Here is a 25,976-nt window from a genome sequence, read left to right as displayed (position 1 = left end):
CACTTAGGAGGGCCGCACATGCGGCCCTGCCAAATCCAGGTCAGCGCATCATCGCGCCGACATTGCCGCCATCGATCGACAGAACAACACCGGTGCAGACACGCGCCTTGGCTAGATAGACAAAGGCATCAGCCACATCGGTCGTGGTCACTTCGCGGCCAATCAGGTTGCTCCGCACGTGGCCGTTGGCCGTGATTGGCGGCGCCATCAACCCCGCATGCACTCCATCGGAATGGACGGCATTGGCCGTGATGCCACTTGCGCCATGCTCGATCGCGTATTGCTGCACGAGCGCAAGCAAGGCGGCTATGGAAGTCTCGTAAGGGCCGGAACGGACGGCCTGTTTGGCGAGGTTAAACAGCAGCGCCCCGCCATTGCCCTGCTGTTCCATCACCTTGACGACAGCACGGGCGACCGACTGATGCCCCCAGAAATTCACGTCGAAGTCGCGACGGAACACATCGTCAGACACCTCCGCGACGCGCCCCTGGCTGGCGATACCGGCATTGGATACGAGAATATCGACACCGCCAAAATGCGCCGCAGTGCGCGCAACCGCGGCATCGACGGAGCCGACATCAGTAACGTCACAGGCGACACCCAGAGCGCCCAGCCGCGCGGCTTCCTTTTCAAGCGACGGGCCGCCGAGATCGAACAGGGCGATCTCGGCGCCTTCAGCCTTGAGAGCGGTGGCAATTGCAGAACCGACGCTGCCGGCGCCGCCCGTTATCACGGCCACTTGCCCGGTTAGCGGCTTGACCTGCGCCTTGGCCAGCTTGGCCTGCTCGAGGGACCAGTATTCGATGTCGAACAGGTCTGCCTCCGATAGCGACTCGAACCTGTCGATGCCCTCGGCGCGAGTGATGACTTCCACCGTCGCTTCGGCGACATCAGCCGCTGCGGCGGCGGCCTTCTTGGTCGGGCCGGCAGCAAACAGGCCGATGCCCGGCACGTAGAAGACCCGCGGCATGGTGTCGAGCATGGTCTTGGGTTCGGCGGCGCGCGCAGCGTTGCGCCCGAAGTACTGGCGGTAATCATCGGAATAGGCCGCAACTGCCGCTTCTACTGCCTGCCGGAAGGCATCCAGTGCATCCTGACGCGGCGCCGGCAGGGCAACGCCCGTGCGCTTTATGCGCAGAACATGTTCGGGCGTCGCATTGCCGCGCGAGACCAGGCTCTGCAAGCCCGGAGCATTGCAGAATTCGAGAATTTCCGGGCTGGCGCGATGCTCAAGGACAAATCGACGCGACACGTCATCGATCTCGCCAGGAATAGCAATGGCACCGCGCAAGATGGGTGCAATCTGGCTGGCATCGGCCAGTGCATGGGGCAGCGTGATCGAGGCAAACGGCTTGGACCGCCCCTGCGACAGCCGACGCTCGGCCTTGTCGACCATGGCGATCATCCGCTCATAGGCGTCCCGCGCGTCGTCCGAAAAAGTGAAAATGCCGTGCTTCAGCAGGATGATACCATCGGCGTCGGGCTGGCCGGCCAGTGCTGAATACGTAGCCTTGGCCAGATCAAAACCCGGCATCACATAGGGGACGATCAAGGCGTCTGGAAACAGTTCGCGGACGAGGTCCTCGCCACGCGGCTGATTGGTTAGTGACACGATGGCGTTAGCGTGCGTGTGGTTGACAAATTTCTGTGGGATGATGCCGTGCAGCAGCGCTTCGATCGAAGGCGAAGGCGCCGCCGGGTCCAGCAACATGCGCCGCTGCAGCATGACCAGATGGTCATCGGAAAGTTGCGCGATATCGATCAAGCGGACGAGCTCGGCGATCCGCATCAGCGGCATTCCGCCCAGCCCGATCGTGCCCATATCGGCACCGCTGCCTTTGACACAGAGCACGTCGACCTCACGGCCATCGATATCGGTCCAGGCCGTCTTGACCGAGGTATTGCCCCCGCCATGGAGCACCAGTGAAGGATCGAGGCCGAGCTGACGGGTCGCATAAATCTCGAGCGCTATGTCGCGGTTCACGCCTTGCGCGTGAAGGGTGGCGACAAGCCGATTTGCCTCTTCATCGGACCAGGTTGAAACAGTCATCGTGACTTCTTTGCTCTTCGTTCAATAGGCCTTGCGGTTCAGTTCGGCGGTCAAGCCGCGATCCGTAATGTTATTTGTATCATCGTTGTGATTAATTGCAAGTCACCCCGCGACAGCTCTGGCTGGCCGGCATGAGGGGGTTCCTGGATCACACGCTGCCCTGAGGCGGATACATGCAAGGCGCAGCCCTTCGAGCCGCAGCCTGCATGCTTACGACCGATGCTGACCGGTTTCGCCAGAAGGGTAGCCCAGGTCCGCTTTTAGGAAGCGGCAGCGGTTGTTTGGGCGGCGGAGATGGGCGCATATCCATCTGAATGCCAAAGGTGGCGGCCCTATTCCACCGACAGATCATCGGGTGACTTTAGCAACCAATCACCCCGGCCTCTCGCGGGGTCTTTTTGCACCGACAGGGGTTCCGCCGCTTCAGTCGCGGCTGAAGCGGTAGTGGCCGGCCTCGTCGAGAAAGCGCCGGGCTCTTCCTTCGGCCACGAGGCGGTTGAGATGGGCAAGGGCTTCCGTGAGGGCCAGGACCAGGCCCATGCCCGATGGGATGCGGCCGAACAGCGGCACAAGGATGTCGGAGGCCAGGCTTGGTGTGCCAAGCGCGCGGCTGATCGAGTCCAGCGCCTTGTGATGGTGGTCCGCGATCTCGGTTGCGCGCAAGCCGGCCTGCCGAAAGGCCGGGCCGTGCCCGGGCAGCGCGAGCAGGTCACCTGGCATCACGGCAGCGCCATGGAGGTATTCGAGATAGGCGCCAAGAGGGTCGCCCTCGGGGTTCTCGGCGTCCACGCCGACATGCGGGGTGATCCGCATCAGCAACTGGTCGCCCACCAGTGCCAGCCGGGCTTCGTCGCTGACGAGAATGGCGGGCCGCGGTGAATGGCCGGCGCCGGTTTCGATCCGCCAGCGCAATTCTCCGATGACGATGGTCTCGCCCGGCGTCAATATCTCGCAGTGCTCGGGAAGTCCCGAACTGAAACGGCCCGACCTGCCGGCGGCCAGGGCGGCCAGGGCTTCCTCGGCGAGGCCGCAACGCCGCAGCAGCTCGGTAAAGGGGCTGCTCTCGGCCGCGTTGATCCGCCTGGCCAAATGCCACTCCACATCCGTCATGAACAGAGGGGCATCGAAGCGCTGCTGCAGCATGCCCACCTGCCCGATATGGTCGGGGTGAAAGTGGGTGCAGATGATGCGCGTCACGGGCAGCGCGAGGTCGTCCAGGATCACCTGCCATTGTGCAGTACTGTCCGGATCGGCAAAGCCGGTATCGACGACAGCCCAGCCATCGCCGTCCCTGAGCGCCCATATATTGACGCCACCCATCGGCGCCATGGGCGAAACAAGGCGGTACCACCGCACATGTTCGCCTATGGCGATATATTCCCCCTCGCCCCGGGCCGGCCCCGAGGGGGCAACGGGAATTGAGGGCGGGAGCAGCATCATTGAGCATGATCAGGCAGACAGGCTGGAAAAGACGGACGTTCTAGACGCCATTCGTCCGCAATCGTCAACCGACCCGGCAAATCCATCGCAGCTAGTCATCCGCGGGCGACCGCAGGATCAATGGCGGATTGACCTCAACGCGACGGAATTTCAACCGGTAGTAGGTGAAGGCAAGGCATGACATTGCCGACATGCCGACACTGGCGGCGACCAGAGCCAGCACAGGATCGGATGCCAGGCTGGCAAAGGTGCTGACCAGCAGGCCGGCCGCCATCTGCAGGAACCCCATAAGCGAGGAGGCGGTGCCGGCCATCCTGGGAAAGGGGGCCAGCGTGGCCGTGGTCATGGCGGGGCCGACAAAGGCATTGCCGAAGGTCAGCAGCGCGATCGGCAGCATGACAGTGAGATAGGAGGGCGTGAAGATGAGCGTATTGAGCAGCAGCACGCTCGCCAGCGAAACGATCAGCAGACCGGGCAGCACCAAAGCCATGGCGCCGACGCGATCCATCAGCCGCCGCACCACGATTGCCCCGGCAAAATAACCGCCCCATTGCAGCAGCATGCCGATGCCGAATTCACCCGCCGACATGCCGATCCGGCCCATGAGCACGAAGGGCAGCAGCGTGGACTGCGCATAGAAGATGCCCACCGCGCCGGCCACCACGGTGGTGGTGGCGAGGAAGGAACGATTGCGGATCAGCACGCCGTAATTGGTGAGGAGCGGCGCGAGCCGGAAGCTGGGCCGATCGGGCGGCGCGGTTTCCCGCATTCCGACCAGCATGGCGACAAGCACCGCAGTCCCCATCAGGAACATGAAGACGAAGGTCGATTGCCAGCCCCAGAATGACAGGATGAGGGCGCCAAGGGTGGGGGCAAAGGCGGGGCCGACCGCCAGGATGATGCCGATGAGGTTCATGATGCGCGAGGAATCGTCGCCCTCGAACACATCGCGGATAACAGCCCGCGAAATGACCGCGCCGGCCGAAGCCCCTAGGCCCTGCAGCACCCGTCCGGCGATGAGTATCTCGACTGAGGGCGCCACCAGGCAGATGAGGGTGCCGAACAGGAACAGGCCGATAAAACCCGCCGTGACACCACGCCGGCCCAGCGCATCCGAGATTGGCCCGGCCAGCAGTTGGGCGAAGGCGAAACCGGCGTAGTAGGAGGTCATGGTGAGTTTCACCATGGCCTCCGTCGTCCCCATTGCCTCGACGATGCTGGTCATCGCCGGGGAATAGAGGGTCATCGAGATCGGGCCGATCGCGATCAGGAGCGCGCCAAAGAAGCTGACGCGCCCGATGCTCATGACCGGCCGTGGCGCCGCGACGACGTCCACCATTTATGCCCCCTAGGCGCGCTGCCAGATCTGGTCGCCATCGGGACCGGGCACGATGGTGCCGGAGGTTCCGACCGGCTCTGCCGCTCCGCTGATCAGGAAGGCGATGCCCTCGCTGTCATCGGGCAGGATCTTGGCCAGGGTCCGCTCGCCGCCCGGCGTTCGCGCCACCACGACGCCGAAACGGGGCGAGCCGTCGCGCTCGTAGAGTACGGTATAGGTCTCGACCGTTGCCGGGCCCTGGTAGCTCTCGACGGTGGGCGGCACCGCGCCGCGAGCACTGTCGGCCTCGGCCTGGAAGTGGAAGTCCTGCGGGAACCGGGCCTGCGGGAATGGCTCGGTGGACAGGGCGATCGTGTGGTTGTGCGTGGCGATGCCGCCATTGGCAAACAACAGGCCGAAACGTCCGTCCTGACGGAGCTTCTGGACCATGCTGACCACGGCATGCGCCATGTAGTTGCCGATCGGTCCGCCCCCGAAGGTGAGGCCGCCAAACACCGTGGCCGGCTTCTCCAGCGGCCAGTTCAGGATGCGACGGGCCATTTTGGGCACGGTGGGGAAGCAGCTATAGAGCTCGACATAGTCCAGGTCTTCGGTCTTGAGCCGATTGAGCTCGAGCGCGCGATTGATGGATACGGCCATGGATGGCGAGCGGTCGTAGCGGTCGCGGCCAAGCGGATCGTCCGGCTCGTGGCCGGAGGCGCCGAGGCCGATATAGACGATGTTCTTTTCCGGCACGCCACGACGGCGGGCCTCGGCCAGGCTGGTGACGATATAGCCGGCACCCTGGTTGACCGAGCTGTTGGCCACCATCAGCTTGTTATAGGGGTGCGAAATCGGCCGATTATTCTCGGACGGCGTCTTGATCTCGTCCGGCGTAGCACCGCGTCGAATCCAGGCGCCGTCATTCTCCGCCGCGACCTGCGCGAAGCGCGACCAGATGGCGGCGCTTTCGTCCTGCCCTTCAGCCAGGGTCTGGCCGTAAGCGGCGCGGCTGGCATTCTCATAGAGCGGGTAGAGGTCGACCGGACCCGCCAGGCCATAACGCTTGCGGAAGCTCGGTGCGCGCTGCATCGATGATTCACGAACCGAGCTGAAGCCGCCGTTCCCCTTTTTGGCAAAATGCGCCGCCGTCCGCAGGGCCTCGCCGCCGACGACGGCGGCCACCTTGGCCTCCCCGGCGCCAATCGCATTGGCTGCCTCGTTGAGCAGGAAGATCGGGCTGTCGCCGCTGGCCATCGAGGTTGTGGTGCGGTGCTTGGGGTTGGCGCCGAGGCGCTCGCTCAATGGCGCGGTGATTTCGCCCAGTTGCGGCCAGGATATCTGGTCCACCGTTCCCAGCCAGTCGATATCCCCAAGCCAACCACCGCCGGCATCAGAGTCAGCGCGACGCAGCGCCTGCTCCATGAGGCCCAATGAGTCGAGACCGTCATCGGGGTTTTCGGGGCGGTCATTATATTGCCCGACCCCGACGATGACGGGGGTATGTTCTGCATCCATGGTCATGATCAGCGTCCCTTCCAGACTGGCGTACGTTTTTCGGCGAAGGCGCGCGGGCCTTCCTTGGCATCCTCGGACGCCATGACGACCTTGGCCTCGGCGGCGCTGCGGGCCCAGGCGTCGTTGTCGGCCGGAATGCGCCCATCGATAATGCCCAGCGCGATCCGCTTGCTGGCCTGGACCGAGATGGGGGCGTTGACGGTGATGCGCGCCGCAAGAGCCAATGCCGCATCCAGCAGTTCGGGCAGCGGCACGACGACGTTGACGAAGCCGAGTTCCTTGGCGCGCTGGGCCGTGATCGGCTCGCCGGTCAGCAGCAATTCCATGCCGACTTTCCTGGGCAGTTGCTCGACGATGCGAAACGTGCCGCCCGCACCGGCATAGATGCCACGCTTGACCTCGGGCAAGCCGAAGCTGGCGCTATCGGCGGCGACGATCAGGTCGGCAGCCAGCGATATCTCGGTGCCGCCGCCCAGGGCAAAGCCGTTCACGGCCGCGATGACAGGCTTGCTGATCGGGTGTGAGACGAAGCCGGCAAAGCCCCAGGCCTGCTGGGCCGGGTCATCGGGCCGCAGATTTTCCCCGCGCGATACGGCGACCAGATCGGCGCCGGCGCAGAAAGCGCGGTCACCCGCGCCGGTCAGGATGACGGCCCGGATTTCCGAGATCGTGCTCGGCCTCCTCCAGCGCCGTACCGACGCCGACATGGACTGCCTTGTTGATGGCATTACGGGCTTCGGGACGGTTCAGCGTGATGATCATCACGTGTTCGCGGCGCTCAACCAGCACCGCCGGCTTTTCTTCAGACATATTGCTCTCCTCTCATTCCGCCGCGACCGGCTGTTCAATTGGCTCAAGGACCCCGGCAGCGACCAATCGGTCGGTCTCGGCACCGGTCAGGCGCAACCAGTCGCGCACCACTTCGGTCGTGTGCTGCCCCATCAGCGGCGCGGCACCCATTGGGGGTTCGGCCAGGTCGTGGCTGACAATGGAATGCCGTTCCACGAGGTAGCTTCCGGGGATGTGGGGGTGGGTTTCGCTGCGCAGGAAAGAGCGCTGGCCGAAATAGAACTGCTCCATCAGGTCATGAACCCGGAACATCGCCGCAGCCGGCACACCGGCCTGCTGCAGGATGGCCATGGCCTCGTGCGGTGTCTTGTCGGCAAGCCACTGTCGCAGGGCGGCCTCGATATGCTCCCGGTGGACATGGCGCCCTTCACGGGTCGCAAGACGCGTGTCGCCCAAGACCTTGGACCATCCTGTGACGGCATTCAGCGCCTGCCAGTCGGCATCATTGCGGACCGTTATCACGCACCATTCGTCGTCGCCCTTGCAGGGAAAGACGCCCCAGGGCGCATCGGCGGGCTCAAGCGGCAGGCCCTCGCCGACCAGGGCGATCTGCTCGCTCATCTGGTTGAGCATGATTTCGGCCTGGGCGATGCTGACCCGCCCGCCCCTGCCATGCCCGAGACGGGCGATCAGCATGGCGAGAATGGCAACCACGCCGACCCGTGCGGCGGTGTGATCAGGGTAGATCGTCACCGAGTCCGAATAGCTTTCCGGATCGTCGGGGTAGCGCCAGAGGTCGGTCAGGCCGGCATTGGCCCGGACCAGCGGGCCATAGCCCATGCGGCGGCTCCACGGCCCTGTCGGGCCGAAGGCGGAGCTGTCGACCATGATGATTTCCGGGTTGATCTGGCTGACGACGTCATAGCCCAGGCCCAGCGATTCCAGCGTTCCCGCCTTGAAGTTGGAGAGAATGACATCCGCCTTCTCGGCGAGCCGCAGGAATAGCTTTCTGCCCTCCTCGCTCTTCAGGTTGAGCCCGAGGCTCCGCTTGTTGCGATGGCCGGCGGCAAAGCCCATGGACAGCGGCTCGCCATTCAGGGTCTGGCGACCGCCGTCCGGGAAGGCCTTGGCCTCGACCTTGATGACATCGGCGCCGTAGTCGGCAAGCAGGCGACCCTGCTCGGCGCCCACGACGATGACGCCGAGATCGAGTACGCGAATGCCTTCCAGCGGACGCTTGCCGGGTTTTGGACCCTGGCGATGGGCACCGAGCGGCTTGCCACCGATCTTGACGCTGTCGGCGCCACGCGCTGAGACATGCTTTGGTGGCCCCATGCGCACGCCGTTGATTTCCAGCGCGCCGTTGGTGAGCTGGATCGTACCGCCGAAACCGTCGGCAACCGTTGTCAGTGTCTCGCGGGCTTGCATATGCTCGGTGACGACAGCCTCTTCCAGCGAGAGCACCGCACCGATCGGCACACCGAATGTCTCGCCAGCAATCTCGAGTTCCTTGCGGGTCATGGTGGCGAAATGGGCGGCGATAGCCTCGTTCAACGCCTCCGATTCACGCCGCACCTTCGTGTTGCCGAAGGCGGGATCGGCAAATGCTTCGGGGCTTCCCATGAGCCTGTGCAGCGATTGCCACTGGCGAGGCGAGAGGACGCAGATGCGCACCTTGCCGTCGGCGCAGTCGATGATGGGATAGAGCTGTCCCCTGGGTGGGCGGTCACGCGGCATATCGCTCGGCCGGCCGCCTTGCGTGGCGCTGCCGCCGATACCGAAACCGGGATCGAGCGCCTGCGAGACGCCATCGAGCGCCGAGAAGTCGAGCCAATCGCCCCAGCCGGTGCGAAGGCGGTTGTAGTAGGCCAGCAGGACGGCAAAAGTGGCCTGCGTGGCGGCCGTGGCATAGGCCAGCTGGCCGGGGGGCAGCAGGGGTATGCGCCCCTTGATGCCGGAGCGCGCCAGTTCGCTCGACAGGGCATGCAGCACCGGATCGGTGGCCTGGTAGCCGCTGAACACGTTGTCCCTGCCGAAATCGCTGACCGAGAGCACCGTCAGCGTCTGGTAGCGGTCGCGGATATCATTGAGGTCCAGCTGCACCTCGGCGGCGGGAGACGCATCCTCGATCAGGATATCGGCGCGGGCAATCAGCGCATCGAGGCTGGCGCGGCCGCGGGGTGTATCGAGATCCACCACCACGCTCTGCTTGCCGACATTGCCAACTGCAAACTCGATCTGCCGGCGGCGATCTTCAGCGCCCGGGCGTGCCGAGCTGGCAGTTTCCACCAACACCACCTCTGCCCCGAGCTCAGCGAGGGTCCGGCCGATCGCGGCCAATGAACCATTCATCAGGTCGACAACGATCAGGCCGGCAAGCGGCCGCTCAGTCCGCTGCATTGCGGATCCTCCATCCCTCACGTAAAGTTTCGTCCAGGTTTTTATTACGGACGATTACCGTCTAAAATACGCAGTTGGAGGTTTGATGCAAGAGGCATCTGAAGAATTGCGCGCATCGGATGAACCGCGCCGTCGAGGACGCCCTCGCGACACCAATATCGAAGACAAAGTCTTCGATGCCGCGATCGCGATCTATTCGGAAGCCGGCTGGGCGGGATTCAATTTCGATGCAATCGCCAAACAATCGGGTGTCGGCAAGGCCGCGATCTACCGCCGATGGGCGACTCGCGAAGACTTGCTGCGCGAAACCTTCGCCCTGCGCTGGGACCCGATCGCGCTGATCGATGAGGGATCGATCGAGGCGGACCTGATCGCGATGATCAAGCTGATGCTCGATCGCTTCCTGGGAACCCGGGGCGGGATCGTGCTCAATCTGCATGCCGATACCCGCCGTTATTCCGAGGTTCGGGAAGTCGCGTTCAACCTCGGCGCCGTCACGGCCTCGCGCCAGGCCAAGATTTTCCAGCGGGCAATCGACCGCGGCGAATTGCCGGCCGGGGTGGATTCGCAGATGCTGGAGATGGCGCTATCAGGCACGGTCCTGAACCGCATCGTGCGAGCCGGCAATGGCCTGATGCCACTGGATAATTTCAATGCCGACGAGTTCGCCAAGTCGCTTGCCCGGTTTCTGCTGACAGCTTCGGGCGCACCGCCCAAGCCCTAGGTTTCCTGCCCTGCCCCGATTACGACATTCGTCGATACTTCCCTGTTCGGATGGCGCACACTCTTGCCATCCGCTCGCTCCGGAGTATTATAGACGCTATTCGTCCGTAAAAGATCGCCACGAAGAAGGACGGTCAAAACAGGACATAGCCCTGTCGCGCCTACCGGGGAGGAGACCCGAATGTTTGCCGAATTCAAACGGCGGTCGCAGCATGTGCTGCCCGCCATAACGACTTCTTTTGCCCTTTTGCTGTCGACCACCGCGCTCAGCCATGCCGCCGGGCTGCCCTATGGGGCGGCCAAGGAAGAGTTCATCGCGGCGCTGGCCGACATGGATCCGGTGGAGCTGGTGATGCAGGTCACCGGCAGCCCGGGTGACGAAAACAGCCTGGCCTCGGAACAATATGTTGCGGCCGTGACCGAGTGGTCCGGCGGCAAAATCCAGGGCAAGGTCGTCTACGGAAACGCCATTCTGGCCGGCAATACCGCGCCGGCGGTGGCCGATGGGCGCATCACCTTCGGCGGCGTCATCGCCCAATACGACCCCTCGAACTTCCCCATCAGCGCCGGTCTGGTCGATCTCAGCTTCGTCTCGAATTCCTCGCCGATTGCCGGTGCATTGCAGACCTGGGGCACCCTGATGGAGGCTTCCGGCACCGAAGAAGCCATCGAGGAGCAGCGCGACTACGGGGTCGAGCCGCTCTTCATCCAGGGCGGCACAACGGCCAGCGGCCTGTTTTGCAGCGAGCCTCGCAACGATGTGGCAAAGCTGGCCGGCGTACAGACCCGCGCCGGTGGACTGATCCACGGCCGCGAGGTGGACGCGCTGGGCGCCTCTGCCGTCTCGCTGCCCTATAGCGAGATGTTCGAAGGCCTGCAGCGCGGCATTATCGGTTGCGCCCTCACCTCCATTACCACCGCCAAGGTCGCCGGCATCATTCCGCTGGCGCCCTATCATGCGCTGGCGCCGGCAAATACCGGCTTCGGGCTGACCACGACCAACATGGCGTTCGACATTGTCTTCTGGGAGGAAATTCCGCTCGAGGCGCGCCAGCTGCTGTGGGACCTGTCCAAGGCCTATATCCGGCAGACCATCCTGGCGAGCTGGAAGCAGACCCAGGTCGGGTTGCAGGACATTGCCGATGCCGGCGGTGAAGTGCTCGAGCTGTCGCCTGACGCCGCCGAGCGGTTGGTGGCCGAAAACGACAAGGTTCTCGAGGAGATGCGGTCCTTCCAGTATTTCGGCGACGCCAACGCCGTTGTGGAGGGCTTTCTGACGGCCTCCAGCAAGTGGGAAGCGATCGTCGCCGAGCTCGGATACACCGAACTGGACCCCGGCTGGGCCAGTTTCGGCGCGTGGTACGAGCCGGGCAAGGTTGACATCGACCCGTTCGTCGATCGCCTGTTCGAAGAAATCCTGCTGCCCAATCGACCGGAGTGAGCGCAATGAACACGGCAGCAAGCTCGCAGGTGACCGTCGTCGATTCCCGACGCTGGTATCTCGAAACTCTCGTGACGCTCATCCAGGTTGCTGCCGTGTTCGGCGTGTTGCTGCTGATGGCGCACACGCTGGCCAATGTGGCAGGGCGCTACTTCTTCAACACGCCCTTGCGCGGCACCAATGAAATTGTGGCCTTCTGGTACCTACCGCTGATTGCCTTTCCCGGCTTCGTGGCGGCGCAGGTTCTCAATCGGCATATCTCCGCGAATATCCTGTTCGATATGCTGCCCAAGAAAAACCAGCGCGAGGTTGCCATTGGCATCGCGCTGATCGGGGCGGCTCTATGCGGGACTTTCGCCTACTACACGTTCCAGGAAGCGCTACACAGCATGGCGCAGGGACGGCATGTGGTCGGCACCAGCGCCGTGATCGTCTGGCCGACGACCTTCCTGCCGCCGATCGCCTTCGGTTCGCTTTGCGTGCTGTTCCTCATGGAAATGGCCAACCTCATCATGGGACGGGCAATCCAGAAGGACCAGGAGCAACTGGAGCTGGAAAGGCTCGGCATCGCCGAGGAAGAGGCGAAGCCCGCCGAGGCCACCAAGGGCCAGCGCTGGCTGGTCCGGGCCGCAATTATCGGCGCCATCGCTATCTGCCTGGTCGCCATGTTCGCCTTCGAGGCCAAGCAGGTCATTGCCCTGGGCGCCGTCGGCCTGATGCTGGTGCTGTTGTTCCTCAAGGTGCCGGTGGCCTTCTCCCTCGCCGGACCGGGCCTGCTCGGCCTGTGGGCCATTCGCCCGCGTGCCGTGTTCACCATGCTGGAGAACCAGCCGTTCGATGCGGTCGCGAACTGGACCTTCAGCGTGCTGCCCATGTTCATCTTCATGGGCATTCTGCTCTGGAAGTCGGGGCTCACCGCCCAGATGTATGTGGCAGCGCGGGTCTGGCTGAAATGGCTGCCCGGGGGTCTCGCCGTCAGCACCAATGCTGCAGGCACCGGCCTGGCGGCGGTGAGCGGCTCCACGCTCGCCACCACATATGCGCTTGGACGGATCGGCATACCGGAAATGTTGCGGGCCGGCTATGACCGCCGCATGGCCATCGCCTCGATCATGATTTCGGGCCTGCCGGGGCAGCTGATCCCGCCCAGCACGGCGCTGGTCATCTATGCCGGTATTGCCGAGGTTCCCATCGGGCCGCAACTGATGGCCGGTATCATCCCCGGCCTGTTCGTGGCCTTCGTCTTCAGCATGGCGCTCATTCTGGCGGCGACGATCTGGCCAAGCCTGGTCGGCGGTCGCAGCAAGAATGACGGCGAGGTCATCACCTGGTCGCAGCGCTGGACATCGCTGGCCGGCATCTGGCCCATGCCCGTGCTGATCGGCATCGTGCTCGGCGGCATGTTTGCCGGCGTGCTGACGGCAACCGAGGCCGGAGCGGCGGGGGCACTCGGTGCGCTGATCCTGACCATCATCGTCAAGGGCAAGACATCGTGGAGAACCATTGTCGATGCCGGTGTCGACACGATCATCACCTCGGGCGCCATCTTCCTGTTGCTGATCGGTGCCCAGATCCTGTCCAGCCTGCTGACACTATCAGGCCTGGCAGACGGCTTCGCCGATTGGGTGAGCCATGCCGGCTTTGACCGGGTCACGTTCCTGCTGATCGTGTTGGCGGTTTACCTGCTGCTCGGCACTTTCATGGAAAACCTGCCGATCATGCTGCTCACAGTGCCGCTGCTGATCCCGATCCTGGGCGAACTCGACGTGTCGCTCCTGTGGTTCGGCGTCTTCTGCGTGTTCATGGGCGAGCTGGCCATCCTGACACCGCCGGTCGGCATCCTGTCCTTCGTGATCCACGCCTTATGCCAGGAGAAGGAGATCAATCTCGGCCAGAAGATCACGCTGAACGACGTCATGTCGTCCGTGTGGTACCTCATGCCCATAGCGGTCCTGGTGGCCGTGCTGCTGATCTTCTTCCCCGATCTCGTGACCTGGCTGCCGGACCAGATGTCGATCCGGTAATCCTGCAGTGTGGCCCCCGGTGGCAGATTTCAGAATCTGCTTCGGGAGCATGACCAGGTGTTCGACCAATCAGCCCCGGCCTCTCGCGAGGTCGGGGTTTTCACGCCATCCGGTCTTGCCGCAAAGGCCGCTAACTAGTTGCTTATGTTCAGTTGGCCCAGCAGCTTGTCGGCCAGGCGCAGGCTGGCGCCTGTGGTGACCAGCATGGGTGGCAGGGTCAGCCATTCCAGGGTCCAGGCGGCGCCGGAGCGTTCGTATTCGTGCACTATGGACTGGCCGAGGATGCCCGACAGGCCGGCATTGTGACGGGCCAGCGCCACCAGCACCTCGGCATTGACGGGGTTGGCCTTGTGCGCCATGGCCGACGAGCCCCCTGCCCCTTCGAGCCGCACGGTCCCGACCTCGTTCTGCGCCAGCAAGGCGATGTCGGCGCCAAGCTTGCCGAGCGAACCGCTGATCAGCGCCAGCAGATTGCCCAGCGCCACGATGGGGTCGCGCGTGGCCTGCCAGGGGCCGGCAATGCCGAGATCGAGTCGCCGCGCCATGCCGGCGGCAATCGCGTCGCCATGAGCCCCGAAACTGCCGCGATCACCCACCGGCCCGCCCAGTTGCACCACCAGCAAAGTCCGGCGCATGCCGGCCAGTGCCCGCAGATAGCGCTGCAGGGGCTCGTTCCAGCTGCCGATCTTGGCGTTCCAGGTCGTAGGCAGGGCCACCTGCATGCGTGTATGGGCCATCAGCGGGCGAGACCCGGCCGCCACAGCCAATGCCTCCAGCCGGTCCAGCAGTGCCGTCAGCCGCGTCTCGTAGATGTCGAAGGCCTTGGCCAGCTGCAGCATCAGCGCGGTGTCGATCACGTCCTGGCTGGTGGCGCCCTTGTGCAAAGCGGCGCGATACGGCTCGGCCACGTCGGCCCGCAATTGTCGCACCAGAGCCGGCACCACGACGCCATCCTGCGCCATGCCGGCGGCGAGACCGGGCCGGTCGGGCACGAAAGTGGCGATGGCCGAACGGATGGCGTCTGCCGCATCCTCATCGATCCAGCCGCAATCGGCGCTGGCCTCGGCCAGGGCGGCCTCGACGGCCAGCATGGACGTCAGTTGCGCATCGTCGGAGAGCAGCGCTTCGATTTCGGCATCGCCGGCAAGGGCGGAGAGCAGCGGGTTCATGGGGCCAGTATGGCCTGCTCACATATCGAAGAACACCGTTTCCTTGTCGCCCTGCAGATGAATGTCCAGCACGTAGCGCGGCACCTCGCCGGGCTCCTTGCGGGCGATCAGGGTCAGGCGGCGGCGCGGGTCCATGATTTTGTTGAGCACGAAATCGCCGGCATTGGCCTCGGCCTCGTCCTCGAAATAGAGCCGCGTCTGCAGGCCGATATTGATGCCGCGGGCCACGATCCACAGATTCACATGCGGGGCCATGGGCTTGCCATCGGGACCCGGCACCGGGCCGGGTTTGATGGTCTCGAAGGTGAAAACGCCCTCGGCATTGGTGGGCTGGCGGCCCCAGCCGGTAAAGGCCGGCGCCGAATTGGAATTCGGCCCCATGGGCGCCACATAGGAACCATCGCCATCGGCCTGCCACAACTCGACCAGCGCGTCGTTGACCAGCGCGCCCGCGCCATCGAAAATCCGGCCGGCAATGGTGATGCGCTCGCCCTTGGTGTCCGGTGTCAGCATGGTGCTACCGGGATCGGCCTCGTAGACACCCTTGATGTCGGCGAAATTGGGCGTCAGCCCGATATGGACATAGGGACCAGCCGTCTGCGACGGCGTCTCTTTCAGCGTGGGAACCGGGTGCAGCATCAATTGCCCTCCAGTTTGTTCTCGAACATGGTCGAGCGGCGGCCGCGCAGCACGATATCGAAGCGATAGGCCAGCGCGTCCATGGGCGTGGTGTTGTGGCGGTCGAGCCGGGCGATGAGCTGGTCGATGGCCGACTTGTCGGCGATGGAGCCCACGATCGGGCATTGCCAGATCATCGGGTCGCCCTCGAAATACATCTGGGTGATGAGCCTTTGCGCAAAGGCATGGCCGAAGACCGAGAAGTGGATATGGGCCGGCCGCCAGTCATTGCCGCCATTGGGCCAGGGATAGGCGCCGGGCTTGATGGTGCGGAAGGAGTAGAAACCGTTTTCGTCGGTAATGGTCCGGCCGCAGCCGCCGAAATTGGGGTCGAGCGCGGCGAGATAGGCTTCCTTCTTGTGGCGGTAGCGCCCGCCGGCATTGGCCTGCCAGAACTCCACCAGCGTATCGGGCACCGGCCGGGCATTCTCGTCGAGCACCTGGCCATAGACGATCATGCGCTGGCCGATGGCCTCGCTGCCATCCTGGCTGTAATTGCGGATCAGGTCGTTATCGAGCGGGTTGATGGAGGAATGACCGAAAGTCGGCCCGGTCAGCTCCGAAGCCGTGCCACCCAGCGACAGCAGCGCATGCTTTGGCGCGCGGAACGTCGTGCTCTTATAGCCGGGCGTATCGGCCGGCGGATGCCAGTCGCGGTTGCGCTGATAGAGCGCCCCGTCCGCGCCCGGTAGAATTATGCCGCTCATTGCCCCGCCTCCCGCTTGGCCAGCTCTTCCTTCGCCACCCTGAAGGCCCGGTTCGCCGCCGGCACCCCGGCATAGACCGCCACATGCAGCAGGGCTTCCTTGATGTCATCCGGCGAACAGCCGGTATTGGCGGTGGCTCGCACATGCATGGCCACTTCTTCATCATGCCCCAGCGCGGCCAGCAATGCGATGGTCAGCATGGAGCGTTCGCGCTTGCTGAGCCCCGGCCGTGACCAGACCGAGCCCCAGGCACCCTCGGTGATGAAGGTCTGGAAATCGTCGTCGAATGCCGATTTGCGGGCCGTGGCGGCGTCGACATGGGCATTGCCGAGCACCGCGCGGCGCGTCGCCATGCCCTGTTCGAAACGCGTGGTTTCAGCCATGGCGGTTCTCCTTCAGAAATTGTTCCATGAGCGCCGCCAGAGCCGCGGGCTGCTCGATGGATGGAATATGTCCGACACCATCAAGGATCTCGAAACGCGCACCGGCAATGGCCTCGGCGCAGGTGCGCACAAGGTCCACCGGAGTCGAACGGTCCGCCGCGCCGGCCACGACCAGCGTCGGCACGGCAATAGCGCCGATCTGCGCCGTGAGGTCGGTATCGCGCAATGTCGCACAGGTCGCCGCATAGCCCTCGGCATTACTCCGCAGGAACAGATTGCGCCACATGGCCAGCTCGTCCGGGCGCTGCTGCTGGAAACCGGGGCTGAACCAGCGGTCCATCACCATGTCGGCAATGGCACCAAGCCCGTCTTTGCGCACGGTGTCGATCCGGGCGTTCCAGCCGGAAGCATCGCCCACTTTGGGCGCCGTGTCGCACAGGATCAAAGCCGTCAGCCGTTCCGGATCACGCAAGGCAAAACCCTGGGCGATCAGCCCGCCGACGGAAACTCCGGCCAGCGCCAGTTGCTCGACATCAAGATAGTCGAGCAGGCCCGCGAGGTCATTGATATGATCGTCAAGCACATAGTCGCCCGGCGGCGTATCGCTCAGCCCGTGGCCACGCTTGTCGTAGGAGAGCACGCGGTAACGGGAAGAGAGCGCCTCGATCACCCCGTCCCAGATGCGCGCATCGGTGCCCAGCGAATTGGCCAGCGCCAACACCGGCGCATCGGCAGAGCCGGCCAGTCGGTAATGCAGCAGCACGTCATTGATCCGAACGCAGTCCATCCCGCCTCCCTGCCTCGATATAAGGTGCTATCGCCGCAGAAGTAAAATGACTAAGACACTCCAAACGATAACCTGACGATTATGCAAACGGGCCGAGTTTGCCGCCAGATCGCATCACAGGGCCCAGCTCATAACCGGAGAAACCGTTGGTCGCGCCCCTCATCGACCCTCGTATCAAGCTGCGGCACCTCGTCTGTTTCATCGAGGTGGCCCGGCTCAAAAGCGTCGTCAACGCCGCCCAGGTGCTGCATATCAGCCAGCCTGCAGCATCCAAGACCATTCAGGAGCTCGAGCAGGTGCTGGGCGGCAACCTGTTCGACCGCAGCAAGCGCAACCTGTTCCTCACGCCCTTCGGCGAGGTGTTCTACCGCTACGCGTCAACGAGCCTGGCGGCGTTGCGGCAGGGCATGGATGCGGCCCGCGACACGCATGAGGCCACTATCGTCCGCGTCGGGGCGCTACCGACCGTATCCGCCCGTCTGCTGCCCGATGCGGTCAAGGCCTTCACCGCCACCGGTTCGGGCGTGCATACGCGGGTCATTACCGGGCCGAACGATCACCTGCTGACCCTGCTGCGCACCGGCGATGTCGATTTCGTCATCGGCCGCATGGCCGAGCCCGACGCCATGGTCGGGCTGTCCTTCGAGCATCTCTATTCCGAACGCGTGGTCATGGTGGTTCGCGCCGGCCACCCGCTGCTCAGCGAACGCCGGTTCGACCTGTCGATGATCGAGCCCTACCAGACGCTGATGCCCACACCCAATTCGCTCATCCGCCGGCTGGTGGACCGGATGCTGCTGACCCATGGCATAACCAAACTGCGCGACGAGGTGGAAACCATTTCCGACGCCTTCGGCCGCGCCTATCTGGGCCAGACCGACGCGGTATGGATCATTTCGGAGGGCGTGGTCGCCCGCGACCTGGAGCAGGGCCGGCTGGCTTTGCTGCCGGTCGATACCAGCGAAACCATCGGCCCTGTCGGCCTCACCATGCGAACCGATACCGCATCCACCCTGGCGGCGGACAGTTTGAAACAGGCCGTCCGCGACATCGCCGCCAGGCTGCGTTGATGGCGGAAGCCGACGCCCCCGGGCGCCGGCTTTCCAGGACATGCTCAGCCGGCGACCGTCTCGCGGTAATGCCGCAACACGGCATCGGCATGGACTGCGGTGCAGACCAGTTGGGCCGGGCGGTTGGCCCAATCAGGGTGTCCGCCCTTGCGCGCGGCCGGCATCTGGATGGTCTGGCCCGCGGCAATGCCGTCGCGCACCACGCAGATCGGGCCGGAGCGCGTTTCGAACCAATCGGGGCGAAGGGTATAGGTCACCGCCAGCAGGTCATGCCCCACCACGCCGGCCAGTCCCATGATTTCCTTGTAGAAGCGGGCATAGTGGTCCGACATCTGGCGCAGCAATTCGCCATTCTCGCCGACCTCGGCCGAGAGCGCCGCCAGATAGTCTTCGCTGAGGATGATGTCATGCGTCACATCGAGCCCCACTACCACGACGGGCCAGCCGGCAGCGAAAATCTCGTCGGCCGCGACGGGATCGCCATAGATATTGGCCTCGGCCGCCGGGGTGATATTGCCGCTGCGGCCCTCGTAGCCGAAGGCACCGCCCATGATCACCACCTGCTTGGCCAGCCCGGCAATGGCGGGGTCCTGCCGTAGGGCGAGCGCCAGGTTGGTCATGCGTCCCACGGCGATGATCGTCACCTCGCCGGGATGGGCGCGCAGCGTGTCGATGATGAACTGCGCCGCCGTGCCGGCCCGCAGGCCGGTCTCGTCCACATGCGCGGGAATCTCGATATCGCCCAGCCCGTTATGGCCATGCACGGCCACCGGTTCCGGCTTGACCTTGCCGTCCAGCGTTTCGCCGGCCCCTTGGATGACAGGCGCGGCAAGACCGAAGCGCTGGCGCAGGAACAGGGCGTTGCGCGTCGTGGTGGCAATGTCGGCATTGCCCACGACCGTGGTGATGCCCAGCAGTTCGATTTCAGGCAGCTTGCTCAGGTAGAGCAGCGCCATGGCGTCGTCGATGCCCGGATCGGTATCGAAGATGACCTTCATCTAAATGTCCAATGCTGTATCGCGCCCTGCCTTGCGGGCCCCGACGCGTGAGGGAAAGGGGAAGAGGAGCGCATTGCTCCACCGAAGGCGGCGAGCAATCACAGCCGATCGTTGCCGTCAAGATGCCGGGACAGCCCTCCCGGCCGTTTGCCATTTTACGGGCCGAATTTCGGTGTGAAATCGATATCGCCGCGCCGACGCAACGCCCGCCTGACCATTGGAAATCCACACTTTTGTACACATGAATCAGTGAGCAAATAACATTTTTAACGATGCTGTGACGCGGCGTTGTTCGTCGTGTAAAAGGGTTTGTATGAATGCGGGGCAGGAAAATGATCCAATCGGCCCGGACGCCAGCGCGTCGGGGCCGAAGTGTTGCGGCGGAGTTGGCTTTGCGGTCCCTTTCGACATCTGCGCTCGCCGAACTACTCGAGCTTACGGCCCGAATGTTGCATTCGCGTGGCTATGCCGCGGACCTGTTTCCGGCGCAATGGGCCGCCTTGCGGTACTTTTCCCGCGCTCCGGTGAGCCAGCGTACCGCTAGCGAACTGGCGCGTTTCCAGGGTCTTGCCAATGGGCCGGTGAGCCGCACCGTGCGCACGCTGGTGCAGAAGGGCCTGCTGGCCAAGGCCGCCGAACAGCCCAAGGGACGTGCCGAACTGCTCGAACTCACCAGTGCCGGCCGCACCATGCTCGAACAGGATCCCACGCTGGCGCTTGAGGAAGTGATCAGCGAACTGGGTATCCCCGAGCAGGAATGCTTTGCCCGCTCGCTCGAACTCATCGTCCGGCGCCTGTCGGTGCTGCGCTAAAGCGGCGGAAACAGGATCACGATTTCCTGGATCAGTTCGCTGATCTCGAAGGGCTTTACATAGACCTTGCGGGCGCCCCAGACCCGAGCCAGCGCCGCGGCTGAGGCAATGGAGAGGCCCGGCCCGCCCCCGGTCACCACGAAAATCGTCGAGAGCGGCGATACGGTACGAATCGACTGGATCACCTCTATCCCGTCGGCGCCCGGCATCCACAGATCGGTCACCACCACGTCGAACCTGTCACGGCGCAGGGCCTCGATGGCGTCCTTGCCATTGCCGACCTCGGCCACGGTGAAGCCGACCGCGCTCAGCGCCTGCCGCAGCGGCAGGCGGTTGTCGGCACTGGCATCGGCGAGCAGCACCGTTCGGGTCGACGCGTTATTCATCGGTTCCCCCAGAACCCGGTCTTCACCCAATCCGTTGCTCAGTGAGCAGTAGAATGTCAAGCAAAAGGCCGGCACAAGGCCGGCCTTTTTCAGTCTTTTGCAGCGGTTTAGCGCTTGGCCAGAATATTCCACGCGCCGGTAACAGTCAGCGCGGCCAAGGCCATCTTGAGAATATCCCAGACGATGAAGGGCTGGATGGCGCCGGCAAAGGCGGAGGCGACCACATTGTTCTGGTCGATCCAGCCGGCATTGCCGGACAAAGCCAGCAGCCAGACAAAGCCCAGCACCAGCAGCACCGCATCGGCGGCGACCATGGCGGCAAACAGGGTCAGCGGCTTGCCCGAGGCGCCCTTGTCGGTGGCGTAGCCGATGATGGCGGCCATCACCAGGAACCCGAGCAGGAAGCCGCCGGTGGGGCCGACGAGATAGGCGAGACCGCCGCCAGTGGCGAAGACCGGCAGGCCGAGCGCGCCTTCAAGCAGGTAGAGCGCGACGGTGGCAACGCCGATGCGCAGGCCGAAGGCCGCCGCGAGCGCCGCAATGGCAAAGCCCTGCAGCGTCACCGGCACCGGCCAGACCGGCACGTTGATCTTGGCGCAGATGGTGATGAGCAGCGTGCCGAGCACGACGGTTGCGAGATTGGACACGAGGCGCGCGGCGTCGCCCTTGGGCTGGAATACACCGAGCAGCGTATTGGGCGTGGTCAAAGTCACGGCCATTTCATACCTTCCATGCTTGTCTGAACCGGCGTCCCCTCCCGGGCCGCGCTGTCGTTCAAATCACGACTTCTTTAGTCTCTCGGCAAAGTGAGTGCAATGGCATCGCCCGCCCCCACCCTGTCCTTCGACAGGGACTTCGACCCCCAGACCGGCCAGCCCGTAGCCGTTGCTGATGGCATTACCCGCATCACCGCGCCCAATGCCAGCGCCTATACCTTCACCGGCACAAACAGCTTTCTGCTGGGCCATGAGCGGCTGGCGCTGGTCGATCCGGGGCCGGACGATCCGGTCCATCTCGTCGCGCTCATCGATGCCATTGGCGGGCGGCCGCTCGAAGCCATCATTCTTTCGCATACCCACCGCGATCACAGCGCATCGGCTGCGCGACTGGCACGAGACCTCGATGTTCCACTCTGGTTCGGGGGCCGACATCGCCTGTCGCGTCCGCTGCGGCGATTCGAACGCAATCCCATCCGCAAATCCTGCAACTGGGACCTGGTCCCCGACCGCACCCTGGTCGACAACGAATCCATCATGGCCGGCGACCTGCCGATCACCGTCCACACCACGCCCGGCCATTGCGCCAACCACCTGGCTTTCAGCGTGGGGGATATTCTGCTCAGCGGCGATCATGTCATGGGCTGGAATTCGACGCTGGTCTCGGTGCCCGACGGCTCGATGGCCGATTATTTCGCCTCGCTCGACAAGGTCATCGCCCTGCCCTGCCGCCAGTATATTCCCGCCCATGGCGGCCCCATCGCCGATGGCCCGGCCTATGCCACCGCCCTCAAGGCCCACCGCCAGATGCGCAACGAACAGGTCATCGCGTCCGTCAAGGCCGGCGCCCGCACCATCACGGCCATCGTCGCCGCCATCTATCCGGCCCAGCCCCTCCCCGTGCGCCGCGCCGCCGGCCTCACCATCACCGCCCATGTCGAATATCTGGAGGATTTGGGATTGCTCAAGGTATCGCGCGGATTGCTGGGAACGCGCATCCAGATGCCATGAAGACCTCATGGTGAGCTTGTCGAACCACGAGGTCGAGTGAGTGGAGGCCCAGGTGCCACGCCCCCATGGTTCGACAAGCTCACCATGAGGTCTGCCGACGCTTATTCCGTCTCCGGCGTCTCTTCCGCCCCCCGCTTCCATCGGCAGGTTGGCATTGGGGTTGTCGCGCAGCAGGTTGGTCACCGCCTCATCCAGCGCCGCGAGAAAATCCTCGATCCGCGTGCCGTTGGCGCCAAAATCATGCAGTGCGTTGAGCGAGGCCGAGCGCATGTCGACCGTGGAATCGGTCAGCGTCCCGGTCACCCTGATCACCACCTCTTCGCGCCAGCCGGGCAAAGTCATGATCCGCGCATTGATCTGCCCGGCATCGAGCCCCGATGTCGGCTCGCGCGACATGCGGATATCCCAGCCATTGCCGGCCACCAGCGCCTCGACCAGCCCAAAGGTCGGCACCAGCCCCAGCGGATAGGTGCGCGTCTCGACATTGGGGAAAACCGACGCCATCTCTTCCGCCGACAGCATTTTCGGCGCCGGCATGGCCTGCATGCCGGGCTCGAAGACTAGCGGCAGCAGCGCCCGGTCCGTCGTGGCGATATCGGTTACGGCAGGATAGGTCAGCATCAAATTGCCGTACCACGCGAAGGGCAGCAGGCTCAGCGTGCCGAACAGCAGCCCGGCCAACGCCTTGTCCCAGCCCCGGTCGCCGGTCTGCCACAACCGCGCCAGCGCGATCACCGCGGCCAGCACAGCCACCAGCGCCACCAGCCCCGCCGCCAGGATCGCCACCAGAAACAGGTCGCTGGTGATCAGCCCGAAGCGATGCAGCAGCACCGAAATGATGACGAGCGGCACCGCAACGCTGCCCAGCCGGCGCGCCGCAATCGCCCATTTCGATGTCCGGATCAGTATGCGCAATGCCGCCCCTTCACATGCGCCGCAAGACTAACCGCAAGGTATTGCGCGAATTTGAAGATTTCCCCGCCCAACGCTCATTTGCGCTTGATCTTGCCCGGCGCCCCGCACATGGCCTGGATCGCGGTCCATTCCGCCGTGGTAAAGGGTGGCTCCAGCCCGGTTGGCCGCTGCTGGCTCAGCACTTCCAACGCCGCCTTGCGATCCTCGGTCAGCGGATGCGTGCTGAGCAAAGCCAGCGCTCGGGCAAAATCATCATCCGCCCCGACGCGATTGATCAGGTCGGCCAAGCCGGCCGGGTTGAAATCCATGCGCTCGGCGACCTGGGCGGCAAAGGCATCGGCCTGCCGCTCGGCATCGCGCGAAAAACGGGCATCGATAATGGTCGCGCCCAGGCCCGCCGCCACCGAAATGCCGGTCATGTCGCCCAGGATGAAACCGATCAGCGCGCCGGTTCCGGCGGTCGAAATCAACTGCTCCATGCCATGGCGATAGGCCACATGCCCCACTTCATGCGCCAGCACGCCGGCAAATTCGTCCGGCGTCTCGGCCTGGTCCAGCAGCGCCGAAAAGAAGAAGACCTGTCCGCCCGGCAGTGCGAAGGCATTGGGAATGTCCGACTTGACCACTCTGACATCGAGCTGGAACGGCGAGCCCGAGCCCTCAATTGCCGCGTTGGCAAAACGCGTAATGGCCCGGTTGGCGAGACTGTCCGGATCGGGATCGCACACCGCAAGGCCGCCACTCTCGCTCAGGCTGGCCTCCATCTGCCGTGCCACCGTCTCGCCCAGGCTCTGCTCCCAGGCCGGCGGCACCAGCCCGGCAATGCGGCCCGCCAGCAGCGGCACGCCATAGAGATAGGCCACGATGACAGCGGCCAGCGCCACCGTGGCCGTCACCGCAAGCCGGATTTCCCGTCCCGTCTGCTGGCGCCGCTTCTCGGTCAGCACCGGCAGCGTCGCCAACACGCGGCCCACATCCTCGCGTCCGCTCACCACGACGCGCGCGCCGGACGGTTGCCCATTGGCGCCCAATCGCAATTCATGCTTGCGGCTGGGCACGGCGAAAAGCTCCGCCGTCGGCCAGCGCGCCAGTTCGGCGCCGTCCCCACTGCGGATCACCAGCGTGCCGGCCTCATGGTCCAGCCCCACGGCATGAACCTGGGCCGTCAATCCGTCATGGAAACGCCCGGCAATGCTCATCAATAGGCCCCGACATTGAGCGCATCGGCCAGGCCCTCGCCCCCGAGCCTGGTGTCTTCGCCGCGCGCCTTGACGTCACCCAGGCTCTCGAGCCCGGTAATGCTGGCGCCCTGCGCCACCAGTTTCCAATAGCCCAGCCCCAGGAACAGTTCGGCCATCAGGCTGAAGGCCGCCAGTAACAGCAGGTAGCCAAAGATGATGGCAACCAGCACGGCGAAACTGCCCTGCAAATGCTGCATGAACACCGCCGGATCGAATTCGCCCCCGGCAAAGGCGTCGCTCGCCAGGGCGCCCACCACCACGACGCCGCCAATGGCCAGCACCACATAGCTCCCCAGCAGCGCCAGCCCGAACAGCACATAGCGCCCGAGCAGACCCCTGGCCCGCACATGCACGCTCAGCGCCGCCTGCCCCAGCCGCACGGCCGAGAACATGCGGCTCAGCTCCCGCGACTGGTAATACAGCACCACCAGCCCGATCAGCACCGCCGCCCCGAGCGTGACCAGCACGCCGCCTGGCCGTGGCACTCCGGCCGTCGGCATGGCACCCGTGGCCCAGCCCAGGCCCAATCCAACCGCGCCGAGCAGCACGATGGCGATATAGGAGAGATAGAAGGGACCGGCCAATTGCTTCCAGCCACCGGCAAAGCCGAATTGCCGGTCGCCATACCAGCTATGGCGATAGCGGTAGCTCCACAGGTTCGCCGCCATGAAGGGATAGGCCAGCCCCGCCGTCACCAGCACCAGCAGCGACCAGAAGAAGCGCCGGAAGGCATAATTCCAGGCACTGCCGCCCTGGTCGCAGCGAATGCCGCGCCACAAAGTGCGCGACAGGCGAAAATCGCGCGCCCGATAGATCGCATAGCCCATGAGGAACCACAGCAACACGCCGACGCCGGCATAGCCGATGACGGCCGCTTCCGACGATTGCGTGGAGAGGTAGAAGAACAAGCCATAGAGCGGCACGAACACCGCCAGCGCCATCAGGAAGCCGAGCAGCAACTGGATGGCATTGCCGGTATATTCCAGCGGATCGCCGTCGATCTCGGTATTGGACCAGTAAAAGCGCCGCTTCCACGTCGTGAGCCAGAAGCGATAGAGCCCGATCGTGGGAATGAGCAGCACATAGCCGCGCAGCAGCATGAACCCCAATTCGCCCCGCGTTCCGGTAAACTTGACCGGCACCGGCCGCTCCTGTCCCCAGACCATGATCCACCCTCAAGCCATGGTGAGGGTTTTAGGCGAGCAAGCGGGGATTGGGAAGGTGTGCCGGCCCCAGGAGTGGAGCCACCCCTCGCCCCTTGCGGGAGAGGGGGTAATTTCTTCGTCCAGAAGAAATTACGGGTGAGGGGTTCTCTCCGCACATCCGATGCCTGTGGAAGCCCCCCTCATCCGCCCACCGCGCTACATCTCCAATCCGTTCCTCCCCCTGTCAGGGGGAGG

23 protein-coding genes and 1 pseudogene are annotated in these 25,976 nt (G+C 64.4%); 6 read left to right on the top strand and 18 right to left on the bottom strand.

Going from position 1 to position 25,976, the window contains the following annotated elements:
- Positions 1–40 precede the first annotated feature (40 nt).
- From FPZ08_RS01310 to FPZ08_RS01285, 7 genes are all read right to left on the bottom strand, one after another.
- Entirely contained in the window at positions 41–2,050 is a 2,010-nt protein-coding gene (locus FPZ08_RS01310; protein WP_146288311.1) for a bifunctional aldolase/short-chain dehydrogenase, read from the bottom strand.
- Between the two features lie 423 nt (positions 2,051–2,473).
- A complete protein-coding gene (locus FPZ08_RS01305; RefSeq protein WP_146288310.1) occupies positions 2,474–3,490 on the bottom strand; it encodes an MBL fold metallo-hydrolase in 1,017 nt (338 codons plus the stop codon).
- Positions 3,491–3,581: 91 nt separating this feature from the next.
- Positions 3,582–4,829, bottom strand: a complete 1,248-nt coding sequence (locus FPZ08_RS01300; protein ID WP_146288309.1) for a multidrug effflux MFS transporter — start codon at positions 4,827–4,829, stop codon at positions 3,582–3,584.
- Between the two features lie 9 nt (positions 4,830–4,838).
- On the bottom strand, positions 4,839–6,332 hold the full coding sequence (locus tag FPZ08_RS01295; RefSeq protein ID WP_146288308.1) for an acetyl-CoA acetyltransferase: 1,494 nt from the start codon (positions 6,330–6,332) through the stop codon (positions 4,839–4,841).
- Between the two features lie 2 nt (positions 6,333–6,334).
- The gene (locus FPZ08_RS01290; protein WP_210246842.1) at positions 6,335–7,033 is read right to left on the bottom strand and encodes an enoyl-CoA hydratase-related protein; all 699 of its coding nucleotides are present in this window, start codon (positions 7,031–7,033) and stop codon (positions 6,335–6,337) included.
- Positions 6,954–7,136 (bottom strand): hypothetical protein, encoded by a 183-nt coding sequence (locus FPZ08_RS22130; RefSeq protein ID WP_210246841.1) that lies wholly within the window; start codon positions 7,134–7,136, stop codon positions 6,954–6,956. The genes FPZ08_RS01290 and FPZ08_RS22130 overlap by 80 nt, the downstream gene beginning before the upstream one ends.
- Positions 7,137–7,148: 12 nt before the next feature.
- The gene (locus tag FPZ08_RS01285; protein ID WP_146288307.1) at positions 7,149–9,515 is read right to left on the bottom strand and encodes a CaiB/BaiF CoA-transferase family protein; all 2,367 of its coding nucleotides are present in this window, start codon (positions 9,513–9,515) and stop codon (positions 7,149–7,151) included.
- Between the two features lie 85 nt (positions 9,516–9,600).
- Between FPZ08_RS01285 and FPZ08_RS01280 the strand changes: the two genes are divergently transcribed.
- The 3 genes from FPZ08_RS01280 to FPZ08_RS01270 all read left to right on the top strand — a co-directional run bounded on the left by FPZ08_RS01280 (position 9,601) and on the right by FPZ08_RS01270 (position 13,703).
- Positions 9,601–10,239: a TetR/AcrR family transcriptional regulator gene (locus tag FPZ08_RS01280; RefSeq protein ID WP_146288306.1), complete on the top strand. Its 639-nt coding sequence runs from the start codon at positions 9,601–9,603 to the stop codon at positions 10,237–10,239.
- 180 nt (positions 10,240–10,419) lie between these two features.
- Positions 10,420–11,679 (top strand): type 2 periplasmic-binding domain-containing protein, encoded by a 1,260-nt coding sequence (locus tag FPZ08_RS01275; RefSeq protein ID WP_146288305.1) that lies wholly within the window; start codon positions 10,420–10,422, stop codon positions 11,677–11,679.
- Between the two features lie 5 nt (positions 11,680–11,684).
- Positions 11,685–13,703 carry a TRAP transporter large permease gene (locus FPZ08_RS01270; RefSeq protein WP_146288304.1) on the top strand — a complete coding sequence of 673 codons (2,019 nt, stop codon included), beginning with the start codon at positions 11,685–11,687 and terminating at the stop codon, positions 13,701–13,703.
- 134 nt (positions 13,704–13,837) lie between these two features.
- Here FPZ08_RS01270 and FPZ08_RS01265 read toward each other — a convergent pair whose 3' ends face one another.
- The 5 genes from FPZ08_RS01265 to pcaD are packed head-to-tail and all read right to left on the bottom strand — an operon-like array spanning position 13,838 to position 17,427.
- The gene (locus FPZ08_RS01265; protein WP_146288303.1) at positions 13,838–14,872 is read right to left on the bottom strand and encodes a 3-carboxy-cis,cis-muconate cycloisomerase; all 1,035 of its coding nucleotides are present in this window, start codon (positions 14,870–14,872) and stop codon (positions 13,838–13,840) included.
- An 18-nt stretch (positions 14,873–14,890) separates the two neighbouring features.
- Positions 14,891–15,511 carry a protocatechuate 3,4-dioxygenase subunit alpha gene (gene pcaG, locus FPZ08_RS01260; protein ID WP_146288302.1) on the bottom strand — a complete coding sequence of 207 codons (621 nt, stop codon included), beginning with the start codon at positions 15,509–15,511 and terminating at the stop codon, positions 14,891–14,893.
- Positions 15,511–16,257, bottom strand: a complete 747-nt coding sequence (pcaH, locus tag FPZ08_RS01255; RefSeq protein WP_146288301.1) for a protocatechuate 3,4-dioxygenase subunit beta — start codon at positions 16,255–16,257, stop codon at positions 15,511–15,513. Before pcaH ends, pcaG begins: the two co-directional genes overlap by 1 nt.
- The gene (gene pcaC / locus FPZ08_RS01250) at positions 16,254–16,640 is read right to left on the bottom strand and encodes a 4-carboxymuconolactone decarboxylase (RefSeq protein WP_146288300.1); all 387 of its coding nucleotides are present in this window, start codon (positions 16,638–16,640) and stop codon (positions 16,254–16,256) included. The genes pcaH and pcaC overlap by 4 nt, the downstream gene beginning before the upstream one ends.
- Positions 16,633–17,427, bottom strand: a complete 795-nt coding sequence (pcaD, locus tag FPZ08_RS01245) for a 3-oxoadipate enol-lactonase (RefSeq protein ID WP_146288299.1) — start codon at positions 17,425–17,427, stop codon at positions 16,633–16,635. The genes pcaC and pcaD overlap by 8 nt, the downstream gene beginning before the upstream one ends.
- Before the next feature lie 146 nt (positions 17,428–17,573).
- Here pcaD and pcaQ point away from each other — a divergent pair, with 146 nt between their 5' ends.
- Positions 17,574–18,497, top strand: a complete 924-nt coding sequence (gene pcaQ / locus FPZ08_RS01240) for a pca operon transcription factor PcaQ (protein WP_146288298.1) — start codon at positions 17,574–17,576, stop codon at positions 18,495–18,497.
- Between the two features lie 44 nt (positions 18,498–18,541).
- Here pcaQ and FPZ08_RS01235 read toward each other — a convergent pair whose 3' ends face one another.
- On the bottom strand, positions 18,542–19,495 hold the full coding sequence (locus FPZ08_RS01235) for a nucleoside hydrolase (protein WP_146288297.1): 954 nt from the start codon (positions 19,493–19,495) through the stop codon (positions 18,542–18,544).
- Positions 19,496–19,941: 446 nt separating this feature from the next.
- Between FPZ08_RS01235 and FPZ08_RS01230 the strand changes: the two genes are divergently transcribed.
- The gene (locus tag FPZ08_RS01230) at positions 19,942–20,307 is read left to right on the top strand and encodes a MarR family winged helix-turn-helix transcriptional regulator (protein WP_186767157.1); all 366 of its coding nucleotides are present in this window, start codon (positions 19,942–19,944) and stop codon (positions 20,305–20,307) included.
- Here FPZ08_RS01230 and FPZ08_RS01225 read toward each other — a convergent pair.
- The gene (locus FPZ08_RS01225) at positions 20,304–20,693 is read right to left on the bottom strand and encodes a response regulator (protein WP_146288295.1); all 390 of its coding nucleotides are present in this window, start codon (positions 20,691–20,693) and stop codon (positions 20,304–20,306) included. The two genes, FPZ08_RS01230 and FPZ08_RS01225, sit on opposite strands and share 4 nt — an antisense overlap.
- 107 nt (positions 20,694–20,800) lie before the next feature.
- Positions 20,801–21,412 carry a biotin transporter BioY gene (locus FPZ08_RS01220; protein WP_146288294.1) on the bottom strand — a complete coding sequence of 204 codons (612 nt, stop codon included), beginning with the start codon at positions 21,410–21,412 and terminating at the stop codon, positions 20,801–20,803.
- A gap of 96 nt (positions 21,413–21,508) precedes the next feature.
- On the opposite strand from FPZ08_RS01220, the gene FPZ08_RS22955 reads away from it, so the two are divergent.
- Positions 21,509–22,420, top strand: coding sequence for an MBL fold metallo-hydrolase (locus tag FPZ08_RS22955; protein ID WP_425457588.1), 912 nt, complete (start codon positions 21,509–21,511; stop codon positions 22,418–22,420).
- Positions 22,421–22,624: 204 nt separating this feature from the next.
- Here FPZ08_RS22955 and FPZ08_RS22950 read toward each other — a convergent pair.
- The 3 genes and pseudogenes from FPZ08_RS22950 to FPZ08_RS01205 form a co-directional block, all read right to left on the bottom strand.
- Positions 22,625–22,816, bottom strand: a pseudogene (locus FPZ08_RS22950) (DUF1499 domain-containing protein); the annotation flags it as partial.
- A 593-nt stretch (positions 22,817–23,409) separates the two neighbouring features.
- Complete coding sequence (locus FPZ08_RS01210; RefSeq protein WP_146288292.1) at positions 23,410–24,534, bottom strand: M48 family metallopeptidase; 1,125 nt, start codon at positions 24,532–24,534, stop codon at positions 23,410–23,412.
- On the bottom strand, positions 24,534–25,742 hold the full coding sequence (locus tag FPZ08_RS01205; RefSeq protein WP_146288291.1) for a DUF898 family protein: 1,209 nt from the start codon (positions 25,740–25,742) through the stop codon (positions 24,534–24,536). Before FPZ08_RS01205 ends, FPZ08_RS01210 begins: the two co-directional genes overlap by 1 nt.
- Positions 25,743–25,976: the final 234 nt, after the last annotated feature.

Origin of the sequence: Devosia ginsengisoli, assembly GCF_007859655.1 — a bacterium.
Taxonomy (GTDB): Bacteria; Pseudomonadota; Alphaproteobacteria; order Rhizobiales; family Devosiaceae; genus Devosia; species Devosia ginsengisoli.
The sequence above is the reverse complement of the archived record's forward strand: the minus strand, read 5'-3'. Positions and strand labels throughout refer to the sequence as shown.

Bases quoted from the DNA above. Each gene is read 5' to 3' on its own strand.
- pcaH (WP_146288301.1), bottom strand. From the start codon at position 16,257: ATGAGCGGCATAATTCTACCGGGCGCGGACGGGGCGCTCTATCAGCGC.
- FPZ08_RS01230 (WP_186767157.1), top strand. From the start codon at position 19,942: ATGTTGCATTCGCGTGGCTATGCCGCGGACCTGTTTCCGGCGCAATGG.
- FPZ08_RS22955 (WP_425457588.1), top strand. From the start codon at position 21,509: ATGGCATCGCCCGCCCCCACCCTGTCCTTCGACAGGGACTTCGACCCC.
- FPZ08_RS01280 (WP_146288306.1), top strand. From the start codon at position 9,601: ATGCAAGAGGCATCTGAAGAATTGCGCGCATCGGATGAACCGCGCCGT.
- FPZ08_RS01265 (WP_146288303.1), bottom strand. From the start codon at position 14,872: ATGAACCCGCTGCTCTCCGCCCTTGCCGGCGATGCCGAAATCGAAGCG.
- FPZ08_RS22130 (WP_210246841.1), bottom strand. From the start codon at position 7,136: ATGTCTGAAGAAAAGCCGGCGGTGCTGGTTGAGCGCCGCGAACACGTG.
- FPZ08_RS01295 (WP_146288308.1), bottom strand. From the start codon at position 6,332: ATGACCATGGATGCAGAACATACCCCCGTCATCGTCGGGGTCGGGCAA.
- FPZ08_RS01285 (WP_146288307.1), bottom strand. From the start codon at position 9,515: ATGCAGCGGACTGAGCGGCCGCTTGCCGGCCTGATCGTTGTCGACCTG.
- FPZ08_RS01290 (WP_210246842.1), bottom strand. From the start codon at position 7,033: ATGTCGGCGTCGGTACGGCGCTGGAGGAGGCCGAGCACGATCTCGGAA.
- FPZ08_RS01310 (WP_146288311.1), bottom strand. From the start codon at position 2,050: ATGACTGTTTCAACCTGGTCCGATGAAGAGGCAAATCGGCTTGTCGCC.
- FPZ08_RS01275 (WP_146288305.1), top strand. From the start codon at position 10,420: ATGTTTGCCGAATTCAAACGGCGGTCGCAGCATGTGCTGCCCGCCATA.
- FPZ08_RS01220 (WP_146288294.1), bottom strand. From the start codon at position 21,412: ATGGCCGTGACTTTGACCACGCCCAATACGCTGCTCGGTGTATTCCAG.
- pcaC (WP_146288300.1), bottom strand. From the start codon at position 16,640: ATGGCTGAAACCACGCGTTTCGAACAGGGCATGGCGACGCGCCGCGCG.
- FPZ08_RS01305 (WP_146288310.1), bottom strand. From the start codon at position 3,490: ATGATGCTGCTCCCGCCCTCAATTCCCGTTGCCCCCTCGGGGCCGGCC.
- FPZ08_RS01235 (WP_146288297.1), bottom strand. From the start codon at position 19,495: ATGAAGGTCATCTTCGATACCGATCCGGGCATCGACGACGCCATGGCG.
- pcaG (WP_146288302.1), bottom strand. From the start codon at position 15,511: ATGCTGCACCCGGTTCCCACGCTGAAAGAGACGCCGTCGCAGACGGCT.
- FPZ08_RS01210 (WP_146288292.1), bottom strand. From the start codon at position 24,534: ATGAGCATTGCCGGGCGTTTCCATGACGGATTGACGGCCCAGGTTCAT.
- FPZ08_RS01270 (WP_146288304.1), top strand. From the start codon at position 11,685: ATGAACACGGCAGCAAGCTCGCAGGTGACCGTCGTCGATTCCCGACGC.
- FPZ08_RS01205 (WP_146288291.1), bottom strand. From the start codon at position 25,742: ATGGTCTGGGGACAGGAGCGGCCGGTGCCGGTCAAGTTTACCGGAACG.
- FPZ08_RS01225 (WP_146288295.1), bottom strand. From the start codon at position 20,693: ATGAATAACGCGTCGACCCGAACGGTGCTGCTCGCCGATGCCAGTGCC.
- FPZ08_RS01300 (WP_146288309.1), bottom strand. From the start codon at position 4,829: ATGGTGGACGTCGTCGCGGCGCCACGGCCGGTCATGAGCATCGGGCGC.
- pcaD (WP_146288299.1), bottom strand. From the start codon at position 17,427: ATGGACTGCGTTCGGATCAATGACGTGCTGCTGCATTACCGACTGGCC.